Genomic DNA, 16,661 nt, shown 5'->3' with positions numbered 1-16,661 from the left:
CCCATATAAATGGCGTTGTTGTAAAAAACAACACCGAATTCACAATTTTTACACAAAAAAAGCCCTTTTTCAAGGTTAAACGCCAAAATTCCGGCCGAATACAAAAAAACGCCCCACAGCATGTGTGAGGCGCCTTTTTCCACAAAATTTGGAGTAATTTTCAGGATTTTCCTTGAAATTGTGGAAACTTTTTAGCGGTTGACCCTAACCGTGTTCAAGTAGTTACCCTGCTTGACCATGTACACGCCCGGCTTGTGGAACTTGGCGAACAGCACATCCTTCATGTTGCTGCCGGCCTGCATTTCCACAGAACCCAGGTAGCGGCCCTGCATATCGAGCACCTGGAAGGTACCACTCATGCCCTGGACAGCCAAAGTCTGAGCGTACAGAGCCGTAGTAGAGCTGGTGGGGTTGTTGCCGTTGCTAGAGCTAGACTTCTTTTCTTCCTTGCTGGAGCTGGACTTCGGAGTTTCAGAAGAGCTGGATTCTTCCACGGCAACTTCAAGAGGATGCTTCTTGTCGGTCATCTTGAAGTAGGAGACGTCGAACGAACCCGAACCGCCACCGGCTTCAACGAGCACCTTGGCTTCGTACATCTTACCCATCTTCATGCCGAGTTCTTCCCACTTCTTGAAGTGAGCGGTAATATCGATATGGCCGCAAGAACGAGCTCCCTTACGCTTGCTGAAGAACTGCGGGAAGGTCTGGTCACCCTTGATAGAGGGGGCGTTGTAGCGCATGTTCTGATAAACTTCATAGGTAGCGCCATCAACCGTGAACTCGCCCTTCTTGGAACCCAAGAGGTTCGGACCCGGTTCGCTGAACCAGTCATCCACGATGTAGTATTCTACAAGCGGATCAACCGTCCAACCATAGATACCGATGTAGTTGTAGCCACCGGCATTCCCCTGCTTACTCCAATTAAAGTACGCATCAATGGGGCCAACATCACTGTATGTCGATTTTTCGTCATACTTGAAGCCGACACGGGCAAGGAAGTCGTTGGTACCGTTCCAACTGGCCTTGTACGTACCGTTGTCATAGAACGTCATGGAGTTGTTGCCGCCCTGGTACCAGATTTCATAGTGGTACGGAGAGCTGCCGACATTACCCGTCACGCTCGAATTGTTCTGGCCCTGGGTCCTCGTTTCCTTGCCTTCGTGACCCATCTTATCCTTACAGGCGTCAATCTTACCAGAAACAGTGCTGCCACCCTTAGAAGAGCTAGACTTAGCAGAGGTTCCCGAAGAACTGGAGGTCGGGTTAGAAGCAGAAGACGTTGCGCCACTCTTAGACACATACACCTTGGCATGCGGGAAGTCCATATGGCCTCCATTAACTTGACCATTGACGTTACCGGCTTCACCAAGCACCTTGGCTTCATAAAGCTTACCCATGGTCATGCCCATCTTTTCCCACTGTCTCATGTGTTCGGAAATATTGATGGTACCACAATCACGAGGCCTGTCACGGACGCTAAAATACTGATAGAACGTCACGTTGCCGGAAGTCTTAATAGCCGGACCGGTACGGGTGTTGCGATAAACGGTATAGGTACCGCCGTCAACCGTAATGGTACCCTTTCTTTCATTACCAATCCAGCTACCCGGCATGTCATTGGCGAGGGTATTGTCAATCACGTAGTATTCGACGAGGTTGCTCGGAGCACCAGCAACTTGTTCCATCCAGCCGTAGATACCGATATAGGAGTAACCCACATTGCTTGCACCACTTTTCACAAGCTTGAATTCGGCAATCATGTCGCCGCCAAGTTCCTTGTAGGTCTGAGTACTGCCGAGAGAAAGGCCCGCACGGCAAAGATAGTCCTTGGCACCTGTGATAGTGCAGTCCATGGAACCGTCACTATAGAAGGTAGCGCTACCGCCATGACCGTTTTCATCCCAGAGTTCGTAACCGATATCGCCGATTTTACCGGTCTGGTTCGAAGTAATCGTTACTTTTTGGCCAGAATGCTGTGCATTGCTACAGAAATCCTGTGCATATGCCCCAGCTACACCCAAAGTCAAAGCCAAACCAACTTTGACGCCAGATTTGAATAGAGTTTTCATTTCAGTCTCCTATCAAAAGATCCTCTAGCTTCAAAAATATATCCAGCCTCAACAAATCATTCTTTATATATAAGAATTGCCGTTGTTCCTAGAAACAACGGCAAAAGATTTACAAAGTGCCGAAAACGGCTTTATTTAGCGGAATTTGGAGCTATTCTTCGTCAGAAGAAGGAACTCCAATCTGCTGTTCCGGCTTGTCTTCGATCTTTTCGACAGAATCGTCATCAACTTCGACGCCTTCCACCTTGTCGAAGGTTTCCTTCGCCTCGGCGCTATCCTGTTCGATATCCTCGACGCTCGGAAGTGCGGTAGCATCTTGCACCACATCGCCTTCGCGCAGGCTAATCGCCTTGACACCCTGGGCGTTACGGCCCGTGAGGCGGATATCGGCAGCCTTGATACGAATCACCTGGCCTTCGCGGCTGGTAATGATCAAGTCGTAGTCATCGGCGACGCTTTCCACGAACACGGCGGCGCCCACCTTGTCGGTCACATTCAGGTTGCGCACGCCCTTGCTTCCGCGACGGGTAATGCGGTAGGTCGAGGGTTCGCTGCGCTTGCCGTAGCCGTTTTCGGTAATGGTCACGATCTTGTTGCCGGCCTTGAGCCACAACAAAGAAATCACTTCGTCGCCTTCGGCCAAGGTAATGCCCTTCACGCCGTGCGTGCCACGGCCCATGGCGCGGAAGCAGCTGATCGGGAAGGTCACGGCCTGACCGTTCTTGGTCGCAAGCATCAGCAAGTCCTTCGGAATCGGGCGGCCTTCGATATCTTCGGCGTCTTCGGATTCCTCGGCGATGGCAGCCTCTGCAGCCTGTGTTTCGGCTTCGGCATCAGCGTCTTCGCCTTCGGCAGCCTGGCTAGCCTTGAAGTCTTCGGCAGACATGCCCACGAGCTGAACCTTCACCAATTCATCGTCTTCGTCCAAACTGATGGCGTTCACGCCCGCCTTGCGCGGACGGCTGAACAAGGTGAGGTCCATCTTGTTGATGACACCCTTCTTGGTTGCAAACACGAGACAGAAGTAACCGCCGAACTTGCGCACCGGCACAATCGCCTGTACCTTTTCGCCTTCGGTAAGACCGATAAAGTTGATAATCGGGCGGCCCTTGCCGTTGCGGGTTCCTTCGGGGAGTCGGTAAACCTTGGTCCAGTAAGCGCGCCCCTTGTTCGTAAACACCAGCAGGTAGCTGTGGGTGCTTGCGGTAAAGATCTGTTCGACGTTGTCTTCTTCCTTGAGAGTTGCGCCGATAATGCCCTTGCCGCCACGGTTCTGAGCCTTGAAGGTATCGATCGGCAAGCGCTTGATGTAGCCTTCGCGGCTGAGCGTAATCACCTGTTCTTCTTCGGCAATCAGGTCTTCGTAATCGTAGTCGTCGACAGCGTCTTCGATAGAAGTACGGCGGTCATCGCCACACTTGTCCACGATGGCGTCGAGACGGTCGAGCATAATCTTCACGCGGCGTTCGCGCTTTTCCAGAATATCCTTCAAGTCGGCAACGGTAGCAACGAGCTCGTTGTATTCGTTTTCCAACTTTTCCAAGTTCAGGCCCGTGAGCTGGGCAAGACGCATGTCCACGATAGCCTGGGACTGAATGTCGTCCAGGTTGAAGCGGTCCTGCAAAGCAGTCTTTGCGGCTTCGGTCGTCGGGCTCGACTTGATAATCTGCACCACTTCGTCAATGTTCTGCGTTGCAATGCGCAGGCCTTCGATAATGTGCAAGCGGGCTTCGGCCTTGTTCAAGTCAAACTGCGTGGAACGTGTAATCACTTCCAAGCGGTGATCCACATAAACCTGGATGAGGTCCTTGAGAGTCAGGAGCTTCGGCAGGTTATTGACGAGAGCCAAATTGTAAATGCTGAACGTCGTCTGCAGCTGCGTGTTTTTGAACAAATTATTCAAAACGACTTCGGCGACCACGTCCTTGCGCATTTCAATCACGATGCGCATACCTTCGCGGCTAGATTCATCGCGGATGTCGGTAATGCCGTCGACACGTTTGTCCTTCACCAATTCTGCAATCTTCTTACAGAGTTCGGCCTTGTTGACCATGTAAGGAATTTCGCTCACGACAATGCGCGGCTTACCGCGGCTATCGACATCGATTTCGGTACGGGCACGCACACGCACGCGGCCATGACCCGTCAAATAAGCATCACGGATGCCCGCACGGCCGCAAATCACGCCACCCGTCGGGAAGTCCGGACCGGACACATACTGCAAAAGGTCTTCGCCGGAAATGTCCGGATTTTCAGCCACTGCATGAATGGCGTTCGCAATTTCGCGGAGGTTGTGCGGAGCCATGGAAGTCGCCATACCCACAGCGATACCGGTAGTACCGTTCACGAGCATGTTCGGGAGTGCAGACGGCAAAACCTTCGGTTCTTCCAAAGATTCGTCGAAGTTCGGGCCCATGTCCACGGTATCTTTTTCCAAGTCTTCCAACATGAGCGCACCCATGTTGTTCATCTTGGCTTCGGTATAACGCATTGCGGCAGCACCGTCACCGTCGATAGAACCGAAGTTTCCCTGACCAAATACCAGCGGGTAGCGCAGCGAGAAGTCCTGAGCCATACGCACCAAGGTTTCGTACACGGCGGAGTCGCCATGCGGGTGGTACTTACCGATCACGTCACCCACGATACGGGCGGACTTCACCGTCGGCTTGTTCGGCACCACGCCGAGCTTATGCATACTGTACATCACGCGGCGGTGCACCGGCTTAAAGCCGTCACGCGCATCAGGGAGTGCACGAGCCACAATCACGCTCATGGAATAGCGCAAGTAGCAATCCTGCATGTCCTTTTCAATCAAGGACCTGATTTGCGAACCTGGTACCAATTCTTCTGACATTCTTTTTCCTCAATTTAGTAGACAGTAGGAAGTAGACAGTAGGAAGGTTTGAGGTCGGTCACCTACGGTTCCCTCTGAGGTATGAGCACGGTCCCATTGGGGACCTTTGAGCTTTCATTAATCACGCCTACGGCGTTAGAATGCTCAAAGTGCAAAGCACAACCTCAAAGCGAGTTTACGAGCGACCTCATTGCTCAAAGCGCAAATCTACCATTCACCTCCCGCTAACATTTCATTTATTACTTCTAAACTTTCTTCGTCGGTCTGGTCGATGCGGTGGGGCGTAATCGTCGCGTAGCCCTGATTCAACAGATAGTCGTCGCTATCCTTGGGCTGTTCATCCCACAGTTTATCGCCATCCAGTTGCCACAGTCCATTTTCATGGGAATAGTGGTCCGTAAACATTCCAAGGGCCATTTTGGTCGCCTTGAACCCTTTAAAGGTTTCGGCGGTAGCCTTTGGAAAATTCACGTTCCAGAATACGCCCACGGGAATCCGCTCGAACAGGCGATCCTTGACCACGTTCACGGCAAATTCCTTTGCGGTTTCGAGCATGTTGGCGGTTGTACCGCGGAGCGAAAGCGCAATGCCCGGCACACCCCAAAGAGCCGCTTCACGAGCTCCTGCGACCGTGCCCGAATAAAGCGACGACACGCCGGAATTTTCGCCGAGATTCACACCCGAAAAACACACGTCAAAAGCACCCGGACCGGCCCCCTCGGTAGTAAGCCCGTGGGTAGCAAAATGGCCTAACGCAAACTTGACGCAATCGGCCGGAGTTCCCGACATGGAATACGCCTCGATGGCCGAATTTTCTGCGATTTCCACTTTTTTGACCGAAAGCCCACGCCGAACTGTAAAGGCGTGCCCTACCCCGCTCTGCTCCACTTCGGGCGCAAAAACGCACACGTCCGCATAAGGAACAAGCGCACACGCCAAAGCGAGCATATAGCCACTCTGGATTCCATCATCGTTTGCGATGAGGACACGTGTCTTCGGATAGTCTTGCATGTAAGATAAAAGATAGAAAATAGTGCGCAGAATTTAGAGCTTAGAACTTAGATTTTATGGCGTTTACAAGCCCATTCAAATCAGTTAAGCCAACTGCCGACGAAGTTCTAAAACCTACTTTTGGAGGTCTACAAACAGCGAATCGAGACGTTCCGAGAGTTGTTTTGCACCCTCCCTACTCAAGTGGTCTGTATTGTACGCCATCGATGAAGTATAATCGTGTTTGCCCATCTTATTTTCGTCCATCATGACTGCATTCAGTTTCGCAGCACGCTTCAGCAATTCCTCTGCATGCGACCGTCTTCCGGCATATATGCCGAACGCCCCCGTCTTGGCATAACCCGGATTTTGAGGGGGCACGACCAATATCACCTGGGCACCTTTTTCAACTAGGGAATTGATGACAAATTTGTACAAAGCCATGTTATAATCCACATCGTCATCATCCAGCTCATACTTCATCGTATCATGCACAACCGTAGCACGCCCCCACCCATTCGAGGGCATCAGGAATTCGTCGTAACTGTAGGGCTGAGTCTGTTCTGCAATCGGCTTGTACGATTCTTCTACAAGTTCCACAAAACCTTTCGGAATGGAATCCTTCCAGAAATCATGTGTCTTGTCGTATTTAAAGCCAGGCGATTTCTTGTAAACCGGCGACCAGAAGAGAGCTTCCTTATCCCACATGAAATCTGGCGAGAACTCCAGCACCGCGAACTTCAATTTCGGCATATGCTTCAAGACATAGTTGAGAGTCAAGAATGAAATCGCATGAATATCGCCCGAAGGAAATCCCATGTTCAAAACGCTTTCAGAATGGATAAACGAAGCATTGATTCCAAACAGCACTCTCGAAGAACCGAGAACAACAGCTGTCGCGGTGTCGTGGGATTTCCAGAACCACTCCATCTTGACACGCAAATCGAGCGCATACGATTCCATTTGATCGGTATAGTAAACGCCAGCGCTATCGATATCCAAAAGCGGCGGCACAAAGACTCGTTCATCGACATCGAGCCATAGCGCCGGGTGCCAAAGTTCAGTACCCTGCGCAAGTTCGACCCAGCGCTCCGTGTACACGTTTGCAAGAATCAATTTGCGATGAGCGCCTTCGCTATTCACGAGCGTTGCCACAATCAAGGAATCCACTAGAGGAACCCATTCCGGATGATCAAATGTATATCCTTCTGGAGCCTCAAGCGAGCGCACCAGATTACCGGTACTGTCGGCAAAGAAAATCCTCTTATGCGTTTCGTAATTACTGCGGACAAACTGGCGCCCCGTCTTGCCGCCAAAATCCAGGAACAAGGTCATCTTGTTGTTATTCCTGTTCAACGACACATTGCAAGCCTGTTCACCATTGTACCAAATTTCAGAATGTCCATTGCGATTGGCTCGCAGGAGCCGCGCCCCCGTTACCGCCAAGCGGTTGTCATCGGACACGCCTCCATGATAAGCGCCATCAAAAAGTTTCTGGGGCGTTCCGAATTTTCCTTTCGAGAACTTGACCTGCCACGTCGATGTCTGCGCAAAAGATTCGTCGTTCTTGTTATTCGCCGCACTTGTCACATAGACAATCACGGTGTCGCCACTAGCAAGCACACGCCAGCGCGGAATCACCGCCGATTTTACATCCAGCTTGATTAAAGATTTGTCGGACGCATCTATTTTGCGCACGTAAAGTTCAGAACCTTCCGCAACGCCTTCAATCCCTGTACAGAAGGCGACCCACTTGCCGTCGGGCGATATATCCGGATGATACGCAGGAACGTTTGCACTCAATTCTTTGGCGACCAATTCATTTTTACTAAAATCTACATAATACAGGTTGCCGCTTTTATCTTCGCGGAACACAAGTTTTCCCTTATTCGTAGCAGCAAGCGATTTGAACTTTTTCGAGTTCACCGACACCGAAACGTCCGAATCCGTTTCGCGCTCCACATTTCCGATTTGCGAAGCATGAGGAATTGTTCCTAAAGCAAGACGGAAGCCGATATATTCCGCCTTCGTCGAAGCCGTCACCAGATAGATATCGCCGCGTGTGTACGGCTTAATGGTTTCAGGAGCGTTGCGGAAACTGCCGCCCTTCACGACACGTTCATCGGGGCCGTAATCCCTTACGCCGCCGACAAAGTCTACCCATTCTTCTTCTGTAAACGAAACCAGGTAGTCCCCCACCCATTCCATGGCATTGCCGGCCATGTCGCAAATACTATCGAGCGTGTAATACGACGTACAAACATCATGCAACAGGTAGTCAGAATTGGCACTCGTCCAGGACTCCTTCGGTTCCCAACCGCGAGTCGTCACAAAGACCCATTCCGCCTCTGTCGGCAAGCGATACCCGAGTATATCCCAATGGGGCTTAAGCGATTCTAGCCCAATACAAGAGCTGTCATCGTCAAACACAGCTTTTGAATAAGTATAAACCGTATCAAAGCCTTCTTCCTTGCTACGCTTATTGGCATAAAGCACTGCATCAAAGAACGTGACATCGGTTACAGGCAAGTCACCGCAATCAAGTCCCATTTCATTGCAAGTGACTTCATGCCTACCTATCATGAAATCGTAATCAAACGAGACCTTCATCGCCGGGCCATCTTTAATCGATGCCGAGGATTCATCCGTCCCCAGAATCACGATTTTCCCGTTCGAATGCAAGAGAGCAAAATCTTTCAAATCCAAAGAGTCTAAGGCACTGGTTTCATCATGCGGAATCGAAACGTATTCCGAATTGGAACAGCCTTCAAAGCTGATCAAAGCAAGCAATGCAATTATGCAGTAAAAAAGCTTCATCTTTTAGACTCTAGCTTAATCAACAAGGAATCAAGGCGCGCGGTCAATTTTTCTGCACCGGTCCAGCACAAATGATCGTAGTCATAAGCGACATCGCCCAAGTAATCATGATTGCCCATTTTGTTTTCATCCATCAACACGAAATTCTTTGTTTTCGACTCAACCGTTTTTAACCGTTCAATCAAGCTTTCTGCCACAGAGCGGCGCATTCCATGGCGGCCATAGCTGCCCGTCTTTTTGTAATATGGACTAATCGGAGTAATCAAGCCGACAACCATCACGTCGTGCTGTTCAGCAATTTTTAGAATTTTGTCCAACTGGGCATAGTTCAATTCATAGCGGCGGCTATCATCGCTCCAACTGCTATCGACAACCACGTCTGCAAATTCCTTGCCGCCACTCCCCCAGTCAGAAATACATTCCGTACGCATCCAGCCATGCGGATCGATAATGTCGGACTGCATCTTATAGGCCTCAGCCACTTCGACAGCCCTTTCTACAAACGCGCTATCGATTTCACCACGCCAGTAATCATGATTGCGGTCATACTTGAATCCAGGAGCATCACCAAAATTAAGCGCCATGCTTTCGCCCGGTTCGTATTCGTCCCACAAGTCAAAATCGATGCCTACAACAAGATATTTCAAATGCGAAAAATGCGTCGAAATATATGTTTCATAGAGATTTTCAATGCAGTGCATATCGCAAGGAATTGTCGAAAGATTAATGGCGGGCATGCTCAACAAATCCGGCGCCACCGCAGCCTGCATGTGCGAATTGCCTAAGGCCACGACCTCGGCTGAATCGCGGAATGTCCACAGCACAGGCATCTTTTGCGTCAGGTAATGCGTCGCCTGGCCACTTTCGGAATAGTAAAGCCCCAGGCTATCGTAATCCCAGCGAGAATCCTTGTCGCGATCGTGGGCCCAGAATACAGGATGCCAAAGTTCTTCGCCTTCAACAAGAGACAGCATTTCTCCCGTATAGGAATTAACCAGCACGACTTTTTTATGGTTTCCATTCATGTCGGTGATCGTTGCCACAAAGAATGAATCTGAAGCAAGAATCCATTCCGTATGGTCAAAACTAAAGCCCTCGGGCGAAGCAACTGAGGTCAATAGTTTTCCGGTGCTATCGGCAATCAGCGCACGTTCATGCGTTCCATAAGACTCACCCACGAACTTGCGCCCCGTCTTGCCGCCAAAATCAAGGAACAGCGTCTTGTTTTCGCCACCCTGACTCAGCGATACGTTACAGGCCTGATTTTGGTTGTACCAGATTTCAGGTTGACCATTCACATTGGCACGCAAAAGGCGTGCGCCCGAAACTGCCAAGCGATCGTTCTTGGACACGCCGCCATGATACCCGCCGTCAAAAAGTTTTTCGGGTTTCCCGAACTTGCCTTTCGAGAATCGGACTTGCCAAGTTTCTTGTTTGGCAAAGGCATCCTCTTCTTTATTGCTGCCGGCATCGTTCACATAGACAATCACCGTATCGCCATTTTCCAGGACTCGGAATCTAGGAATCGCAGCCGATTCTGCCGGAAGTTCAATCAAGGAAGAATCGCTTTCGTCCAAGCGCGTCACGTAGACCTTTGACTTGCCAGAAATTCCCTCGACACCGGTGCAGAAGGCAACAAACTTACCATCGGGCGAAATATCCGGATGATACGCCGACACGCCCGTATTCAGTTCAAGAACCGGAGCAGACGCGTCATTAAAATCCACATAGACCAAAACATCACGAGAATCGTCCCTAAAGACCATTTTAGAAAGCGGCTTGTCAATAAACTTCTTGACCGTATTCGTCCTGACCATCACGGTGTATTTCTGCAGAACTTCCTTGCCCTGTTTATCTAGATAAAGCGGGTTTGGAATTGCACCGAACGCCAAACGGAATCCGACATAGTTCGCCTTTGTCGAAGAGGCCACCATGTAAACATCGCCACGGTTATACACATGAAGCGACGCCGGGTCGTTATTGTAGCTACCACCCTTCAGCACACGTTCTTCTACGCCTTCGCTAGCCTTGCCGCCCACATAGTCCACCACATCGACGGTATGGAAGGGCACCCACAAATCGTACACCCATTCCATGGCATTCCCCGCCATATCGCAGACACCATTTCTGTCCGTAAATGCCGAGCAGACCGCATGCAGTTTAAAATCGGAATTACCGTTATGCCAAGCCTGCTCCGGTTTCCACCCCATGTTCGCCACATAAATCCATTCAGCCTCGGTCGGCAAGCGGTACGCATTTACAAGGGGGCGGAAAATAAGTCCGTCGATACCGATGCATGAATGATTCGCGTCAAACATCAGGTTCGTATAGGAATAGGCCGTATCAAAGCCTTCAGCCTTGCTTTTTTTGTTTGCATAGAGAATGGCATCAAAATAAGTCACATCGGTCGCAGGCAAGGAATCATCGCAATCCAGTTTCATTTCTTTGCAGGTAACTTCATGCTTGCCGATGAGGAAATCGTAATCAAAATACGATTTCATGCTTGGCCGGTCTTTGATGGATGCCGATTCTTCGTCGGTTCCGAGAGTTACGGTCTTTCCCTTGGAACGGATAACGACAAAATCTTTTAACCCGAGGGACGCTAAATAATCATTTTCGCCCGCACCGGGAGCATATTCAGAATTCGAACACCCAAACAAAGCGATCAACAAGCCTAGAGCAAGCAAGTACAACGAGCGAATCATAGGCGTAAATATACATTTTTCTACATTATGGCCATGTTTTCCGAAAAGAAATTCCTCGCTACCAAAGAGACCTCCAAGGCCAAGCGCATGGCCGAACTTTTGCGTGTCATCATTTTGCAGCTGGGCGACGACGTGCCCCGCGCCAAACGTGAATTCGAGACTTACGCCGAATGGATGAAGCTCCCCGAAAGCGAGCGCCTTACCGGAAAAAATCAAGCCCAGATGATCGACCTGTACAAGACGTTCCGCACTCGGGCCGGGCTCGGCTTTGAACGCGATGTTTACCTGGAACAAGAGCCGGGCGACCGCGAAGTCGCAAACGAAGCACCGCTCCCGTTCGCCGTACTCGTACATAACCTGCGCAGCGCCTTCAATGTGGGCTCCATCATTCGCAGCACGGACTGTTTCGGGCTCGAAGGAGTCCACCTCAGCGGCTACAGCTGCGGGCCCGACCACGTGACGGTCAAGAGCGCCGCCCGCGGCTGCCAGGAATGGATTCCCATCAAGCGTTGGGAATCGCCATTCGACTGCGTCAAGTGGCATAAAGAAAACGGCTACGAAATTATCGCTCTCGAAACCGGCGAAGACATTCCGAGCATCAACGATGTCAAGTGGCCCGAAAAAGGCCTCATCATCCTCGGCAACGAAGAATTAGGAATCGCCCCCGAGCTCATGGCGGAGGCGACTATGAAGGTGACTATTCCGATGGCTGGCCGCAAGGCGAGCATGAACGTCGCCGGAGCATTTGCCATTATGTGCTTTAAGATTCGTTCGGATAACAACAGCAAGCAATAATCCGAGCAAAATGTTCTTGACAAGCGAGCGGTTCCGGTAACTCCCGGATAGCGAGCAGGCAAGAACTTTGCGAGGACTAGATTATTTTGCCAAATTCTTTACGGCGTCCGTCAAGCGGTCAATGGCCTGAATAAGTTCATCCATCTTGGCTTCGCTCACACCACCGGCAACAGCGGCGGGCACACTTGCGGCAGTCGCGGCAGCCTGAGCAACAGGCTTTGCAGGTTCCTTCACGGGAACCTTGCCAAGCCAGATGTCCGGCCAGCGGTCATTGCCGCTATGATAGGTAATGCGCGTTGCGGTTTCTACCGGTTCGCCAATCTTCCAGATATAGAGTTCGTAGTCGAACAGGTCGTGGTCGTGGCCCTTGTCGGTTGCACCCCATACGAGCCACTTGCCATCGGGAGAAAGACGCGGGAAATATTCATGACTGCGGCGGCCAGGCAGGTCCATCAACTTCACGTTCTTCGGAATACCGAAGAAGCCCACCTTCTCAATCTGCTTGCCGTCTTTGGCTGAAAACCAGAGGATTTCACTCGGAGCAGCGGTACCGCCGTTACCCGTCGGGTTCACGCGGTAAAGTTTGCTGCCGTCAAAGTTCCAGTCAATCTGGCAACCATCGCCGGACTTGGTCCAAGCGTTCTTAGTCAAATCCCACACGCCCGTTTCGCGCATAGAGCCGCGGAGCGTAATGGCCAAGTGCTTGCCATCGGGGCTCATGTTCGGTTCCTGCAGAATCACGCCGGACTTGTTGAAAGCCTTTTCTCCATCGAGCACGAGAGTCTCTTTTTTGCTGGCGAGGTCCATCGTAAACACTTTGCCTGCGCGGCTAAATACAATCGACTTGCCGTCGGGTCTCCAAGTGCCCCACGTCGCATTGTCCACCACCTTGCGTGGATTAACACCAAGGGAATTTTCGCCCGAAATGTCGACCATCCACAAGTCCCACTTTTCCGGGTAGTTGGCATCGTTTTCAGGCACCCAGCCGCCCTTGCTGCGGTTAAAGAGCACCGTCGAGCCATCCGGAGAAATGCGCGGGAACCAGTCTACATTGTCACCACTCGTAAGCGCACGGGCGTTCGTACCGTCGGCATTCATAATCCAAATGTCATGATGGCTATTCGCGCGACTCGTGGCCCACACAATAGCCCCCTCGAGCTTACCCTTCAGGGCATCAAGAGCTTTCTGTTCGTCAGCGGTAGGATCAACGGCGGCACCCGTCGGAGCGCCCTGCTGGGCAAATACCGAGGTCACGCCAAAAGCGGCACAGGCACAAAACTTCACAAACTTATTCATGCCTTAAAGATACGAAAAAATAAACGCAAGCACCCAGCGGGCACCTGCGTTTTTCGCTAAAACATACAATAGACGCTTTATTGCAAGCGAATCTTTTGCATCACAGTCGCATTTTTAGCCTGAATGCGAACCATATAGACACCAGCAGGTAATCCCTGGAGGTCCATTGCCTGACTCCCCGCCTGCGTCTTGACCGCATGGCCCGCCACATTGAACACGTCAACGCGGGCGGCACCGTCGGTGCGGACTTGGAGCGTGCGGCCCTGCAGCGAAACCGCCGGAGCGTTTGCAACTTTGGACTTCGCGATGCCGGTCATGCCGGAATTTGCGTTCATGAGGTTCGGCATGTTGCCCGAAACCAGGAGTCCGTTCAAGAGCTTGAGCGACTGGTTAAAGTAGTTTTCATCGCCGAGTGCCACTGCTTCTTTCCAGTATTCGTCAAGCTTGGACTGGTACTTCGCATCAGAGATGAGTGCTGTCATCAGAGAGGTCACGAATGTACTGTTGTGGTCATTGCCGAGACTGCCCGAAGAACGAATCACGGGGCCCTTCATGTCCGAAGCATTCACCTTAGACACGAACTCCGCCATCTTCTTGTCGATGGCGAGCGCACGCTGGTCGCCATGCCAGCACACGGCCTTCGCGTTACGCCACGGAGCGCGCGAGGCATCGTAGCTATAATAATCGTCTTCGCTCTTGCCGTTTTTGTCGGTCCAGTCATCCACCAGGCCCGTCGAGACTTCGTCAGAGCTCGATTCGTACAACTTCATGTTCGCATCGTAGGCCGTCTTACTCCAGAATTCGGCATTTTCTTCATCGACTGCGGCAAACAAGGGCATGTAAGCCGGATCGAAATAACCAGGATTCTTGCGGTTATAAGCGGCATCTCCCCACTTGTCGCCAGGCATATGCAAGCCATTGCTTTCAAACTCGGACTTTTTCATGGCCTGGATGAGTTTCTTGGCATCTTCCTTGTACTTTTCGTCGCCAAATTGGTAGTACGCCATCACAAGGGCGGCAGCGGCATCGATATCGCCATCGAGAGCGGCACCGTTGCCCGCATCCCAAGATTCCGAAAGGTTACCGATTTTCCAGATCATGAGTCCGTTTTCGTTCTGGAACTTTTTGTAAAAATTCCAGATTTTGTCGAATTCGGCCTGATAGCTCGTCGTGTTGTCGCTAAAGTAGACCATCAGAAGCATGCCGTAGCCGACACCTTCCGAAAAATACGCATCAGAACCGGGGTCAGAACGTATGCCTGCGATATCGCCCGATTCGTTGTACATGGCCTGTTTCCAGTACAGAAACTGCTTTTTCAGCTGTTCCGAAGCGGCGGCCTTGTCGCTCAGAAGAGTCGCATTGCCACCATAGTCAGACATCTGCGGAAACGGGAAATTCACCGTCGCTTGAGAAAGACCAAACGCCAACGCCAAAGACGCGGCCCAAACTTTATATCCCATATATATACTCCTTTTTACTCTACCCTCAAAGATAATGGATTTTTGCAAAAAATCAACTTTTATTTTTGCGTTTCGTGTTTAAAATCACGCTAAAAAGCTGTAAAAAAAGCGATTTTCGCCCATTATACAGGTGTAAACAGAAAAAGGTTCCGTTTTTTGTCGTTTTCGCATTCCAAAACCTATTTTCCGTAAAAAAAGGGATGTTCTATGAAGACTTTAACCATATCCGCATTTTTGTCGTCTTTGGCACTGTGCGCAACGCTTGCCACCGCCCAAGACATTACCCCCACCCGCGTAGGGCCTGTCAGCCAGTATGGTCAGCTGATGACCGGCAAGAACTCGCAAGGTCAGGGCCGCATTTACGGCAGTTGTGAAGGCGTCAAGGACGGTGCCGAAGTGCAGGTGCGCGGCATGAGCCTTTACTGGAGCTTAATGCCCCAGGCTCTGGAATTCTGGAGCGAAGAAGGCATTTCCACCATGGTGAACGACATGAAGATACAAATCGTGCGCGCCGCCATGGCTACCGGCAACGAAGACTGGAAAGGCGAATGGAACGGAATCCAGCTCAAGGGCTACGCCAGCGACCCCAACAACCAGAAACAATTTATGAAGACGGTTGTCGAAGCGGCAATCAAGAACGATATTTACGTGATTATCGACTGGCATTCCCACGAAGCCCACAAGCAGACCGATGCGGCAAAGGGCTTTTTCAAGGAAATGGCCGAGGCATATGGTAAATACGACAACGTCATTTTCGAAGTCTACAACGAACCGCAGCAGATTCCTTGGAGCGATGTCAAGAACTACGCAAACCAAGTCATCGAAGTGATCCGCCAGTATTCCGACAACCTGGTGCTCGTGGGCAACCCCTCCTGGGACCAGAATCCGTCTGACGCAATCGGCAACGAAGTGAACGACCCCAAGAAAAACACCGCTTACACCCTGCACTACTACGCCAACAGCCATAACTGGGAAGGCAATTACAGCTGGGGCGGCGAAAGCGAAGGCGTCAAAGGCGAAAAGGCTATCAAAGCAGGGCTCTCCGTGTTTATTTCGGAATGGGGAACCGGCAACGCCGACGGCAAGGGAACTCCAGATCAAGGCCGCAACCAAAGCTGGCAGGAATACGTGAACAAGTATCAGCTTTCTTGGGCGAACTGGTCTGCATCCAAGATCAGCGAAGGTACCGCAGCATTTGAAGGATCCTCAACCAAGACTTCGCTCCAGTACACCACCTCGGGTAACCTGGTGAAGGGCTACCTTTCTACCAACCCCGACAGCTACACCAAGTGCGCAGCCAACAGCAACAACAATCAAAGTCAGGGCGACGGCAACAATAATCAGAATCAAAACGAAAACAACAACCAAGGCAACAACAATCAAAACAACAACCAAAATGGCAACAACAACACCGCCATTTTCATGCAGACCAATTTGAATTTCAACGTGACCTTCTCGGGCAACGCCTTGCACATTGCAGGTTTCCCCATGACGGTCGAAATATTCAGCACCAAGGGCAACAAGCTCATGGCTGTCGATAACGTGAGTGGCACGCTTTCGCTCGCCAAACTCCCTGTCGGCATGTACGTTGCGAAGGTTCGCGGAAACGGAACGAACATGGTGCGGGCAATTCAGATTAAGTAAATCCAATCAAACGAGAGAGAAAGGGGTCCGG

9 protein-coding genes are annotated in these 16,661 nt (G+C 51.1%); 2 read left to right on the top strand and 7 right to left on the bottom strand.

Translation table 11 applies throughout. The features are described 5' to 3' along the window. Positions 1 to 191 precede the first annotated feature (191 nt). The 5 genes from B7988_RS11760 to B7988_RS11740 form a co-directional block, all read right to left on the bottom strand. Positions 192 to 2,069, bottom strand: a complete 1,878-nt coding sequence (locus tag B7988_RS11760; RefSeq protein ID WP_088658062.1) for a glycoside hydrolase family 11 protein — start codon at positions 2,067 to 2,069, stop codon at positions 192 to 194. A 151-nt stretch (positions 2,070 to 2,220) separates the two neighbouring features. Further along, entirely contained in the window at positions 2,221 to 4,923 is a 2,703-nt protein-coding gene (gyrA, locus tag B7988_RS11755) for a DNA gyrase subunit A (protein ID WP_073317252.1), read from the bottom strand. Positions 4,924 to 5,130: 207 nt separating this feature from the next. Continuing rightward, the gene (surE, locus tag B7988_RS11750) at positions 5,131 to 5,934 is read right to left on the bottom strand and encodes a 5'/3'-nucleotidase SurE (RefSeq protein WP_088658061.1); all 804 of its coding nucleotides are present in this window, start codon (positions 5,932 to 5,934) and stop codon (positions 5,131 to 5,133) included. Between the two features lie 114 nt (positions 5,935 to 6,048). Next, positions 6,049 to 8,730, bottom strand: a complete 2,682-nt coding sequence (locus B7988_RS11745) for a TIGR02171 family protein (protein ID WP_088658060.1) — start codon at positions 8,728 to 8,730, stop codon at positions 6,049 to 6,051. Next, positions 8,727 to 11,435: a TIGR02171 family protein gene (locus tag B7988_RS11740; protein WP_088658059.1), complete on the bottom strand. Its 2,709-nt coding sequence runs from the start codon at positions 11,433 to 11,435 to the stop codon at positions 8,727 to 8,729. Before B7988_RS11740 ends, B7988_RS11745 begins: the two co-directional genes overlap by 4 nt. 33 nt (positions 11,436 to 11,468) lie before the next feature. On the opposite strand from B7988_RS11740, the gene B7988_RS11735 reads away from it, so the two are divergent. After that, positions 11,469 to 12,230 (top strand): TrmH family RNA methyltransferase, encoded by a 762-nt coding sequence (locus B7988_RS11735; protein ID WP_073054733.1) that lies wholly within the window; start codon positions 11,469 to 11,471, stop codon positions 12,228 to 12,230. 81 nt (positions 12,231 to 12,311) lie between these two features. On the opposite strand, the gene B7988_RS11730 is transcribed toward B7988_RS11735, so the two are convergent. Further along, on the bottom strand, positions 12,312 to 13,526 hold the full coding sequence (locus B7988_RS11730) for a PD40 domain-containing protein (protein WP_088658058.1): 1,215 nt from the start codon (positions 13,524 to 13,526) through the stop codon (positions 12,312 to 12,314). Between the two features lie 77 nt (positions 13,527 to 13,603). Continuing rightward, positions 13,604 to 14,986: a glycosyl hydrolase family 8 gene (locus B7988_RS11725; RefSeq protein WP_088658057.1), complete on the bottom strand. Its 1,383-nt coding sequence runs from the start codon at positions 14,984 to 14,986 to the stop codon at positions 13,604 to 13,606. Between the two features lie 207 nt (positions 14,987 to 15,193). On the opposite strand from B7988_RS11725, the gene B7988_RS11720 reads away from it, so the two are divergent. Further along, complete coding sequence (locus tag B7988_RS11720) at positions 15,194 to 16,630, top strand: glycoside hydrolase family 5 protein (RefSeq protein WP_088658056.1); 1,437 nt, start codon at positions 15,194 to 15,196, stop codon at positions 16,628 to 16,630. The last annotated feature ends 31 nt before the right edge of the window (positions 16,631 to 16,661 follow it).

The organism is Fibrobacter sp. UWB1 (genome assembly GCF_002210325.1).
Classification (GTDB): domain Bacteria; phylum Fibrobacterota; class Fibrobacteria; order Fibrobacterales; family Fibrobacteraceae; genus Fibrobacter.
This window is presented reverse-complemented; position numbering and strand designations above follow the sequence as displayed.

What these genes read in the sequence shown, in the direction of transcription:
- B7988_RS11760 (WP_088658062.1), bottom strand. Translation starts at nt 2,069, where the DNA reads ATGAAAACTCTATTCAAATCTGGCGTCAAAGTTGGTTTGGCTTTGACT.
- gyrA (WP_073317252.1), bottom strand. Translation starts at nt 4,923, where the DNA reads ATGTCAGAAGAATTGGTACCAGGTTCGCAAATCAGGTCCTTGATTGAA.
- surE (WP_088658061.1), bottom strand. Translation starts at nt 5,934, where the DNA reads ATGCAAGACTATCCGAAGACACGTGTCCTCATCGCAAACGATGATGGA.
- B7988_RS11745 (WP_088658060.1), bottom strand. Translation starts at nt 8,730, where the DNA reads ATGAAGCTTTTTTACTGCATAATTGCATTGCTTGCTTTGATCAGCTTT.
- B7988_RS11740 (WP_088658059.1), bottom strand. Translation starts at nt 11,435, where the DNA reads ATGATTCGCTCGTTGTACTTGCTTGCTCTAGGCTTGTTGATCGCTTTG.
- B7988_RS11735 (WP_073054733.1), top strand. Translation starts at nt 11,469, where the DNA reads ATGTTTTCCGAAAAGAAATTCCTCGCTACCAAAGAGACCTCCAAGGCC.
- B7988_RS11730 (WP_088658058.1), bottom strand. Translation starts at nt 13,526, where the DNA reads ATGAATAAGTTTGTGAAGTTTTGTGCCTGTGCCGCTTTTGGCGTGACC.
- B7988_RS11725 (WP_088658057.1), bottom strand. Translation starts at nt 14,986, where the DNA reads ATGGGATATAAAGTTTGGGCCGCGTCTTTGGCGTTGGCGTTTGGTCTT.
- B7988_RS11720 (WP_088658056.1), top strand. Translation starts at nt 15,194, where the DNA reads ATGAAGACTTTAACCATATCCGCATTTTTGTCGTCTTTGGCACTGTGC.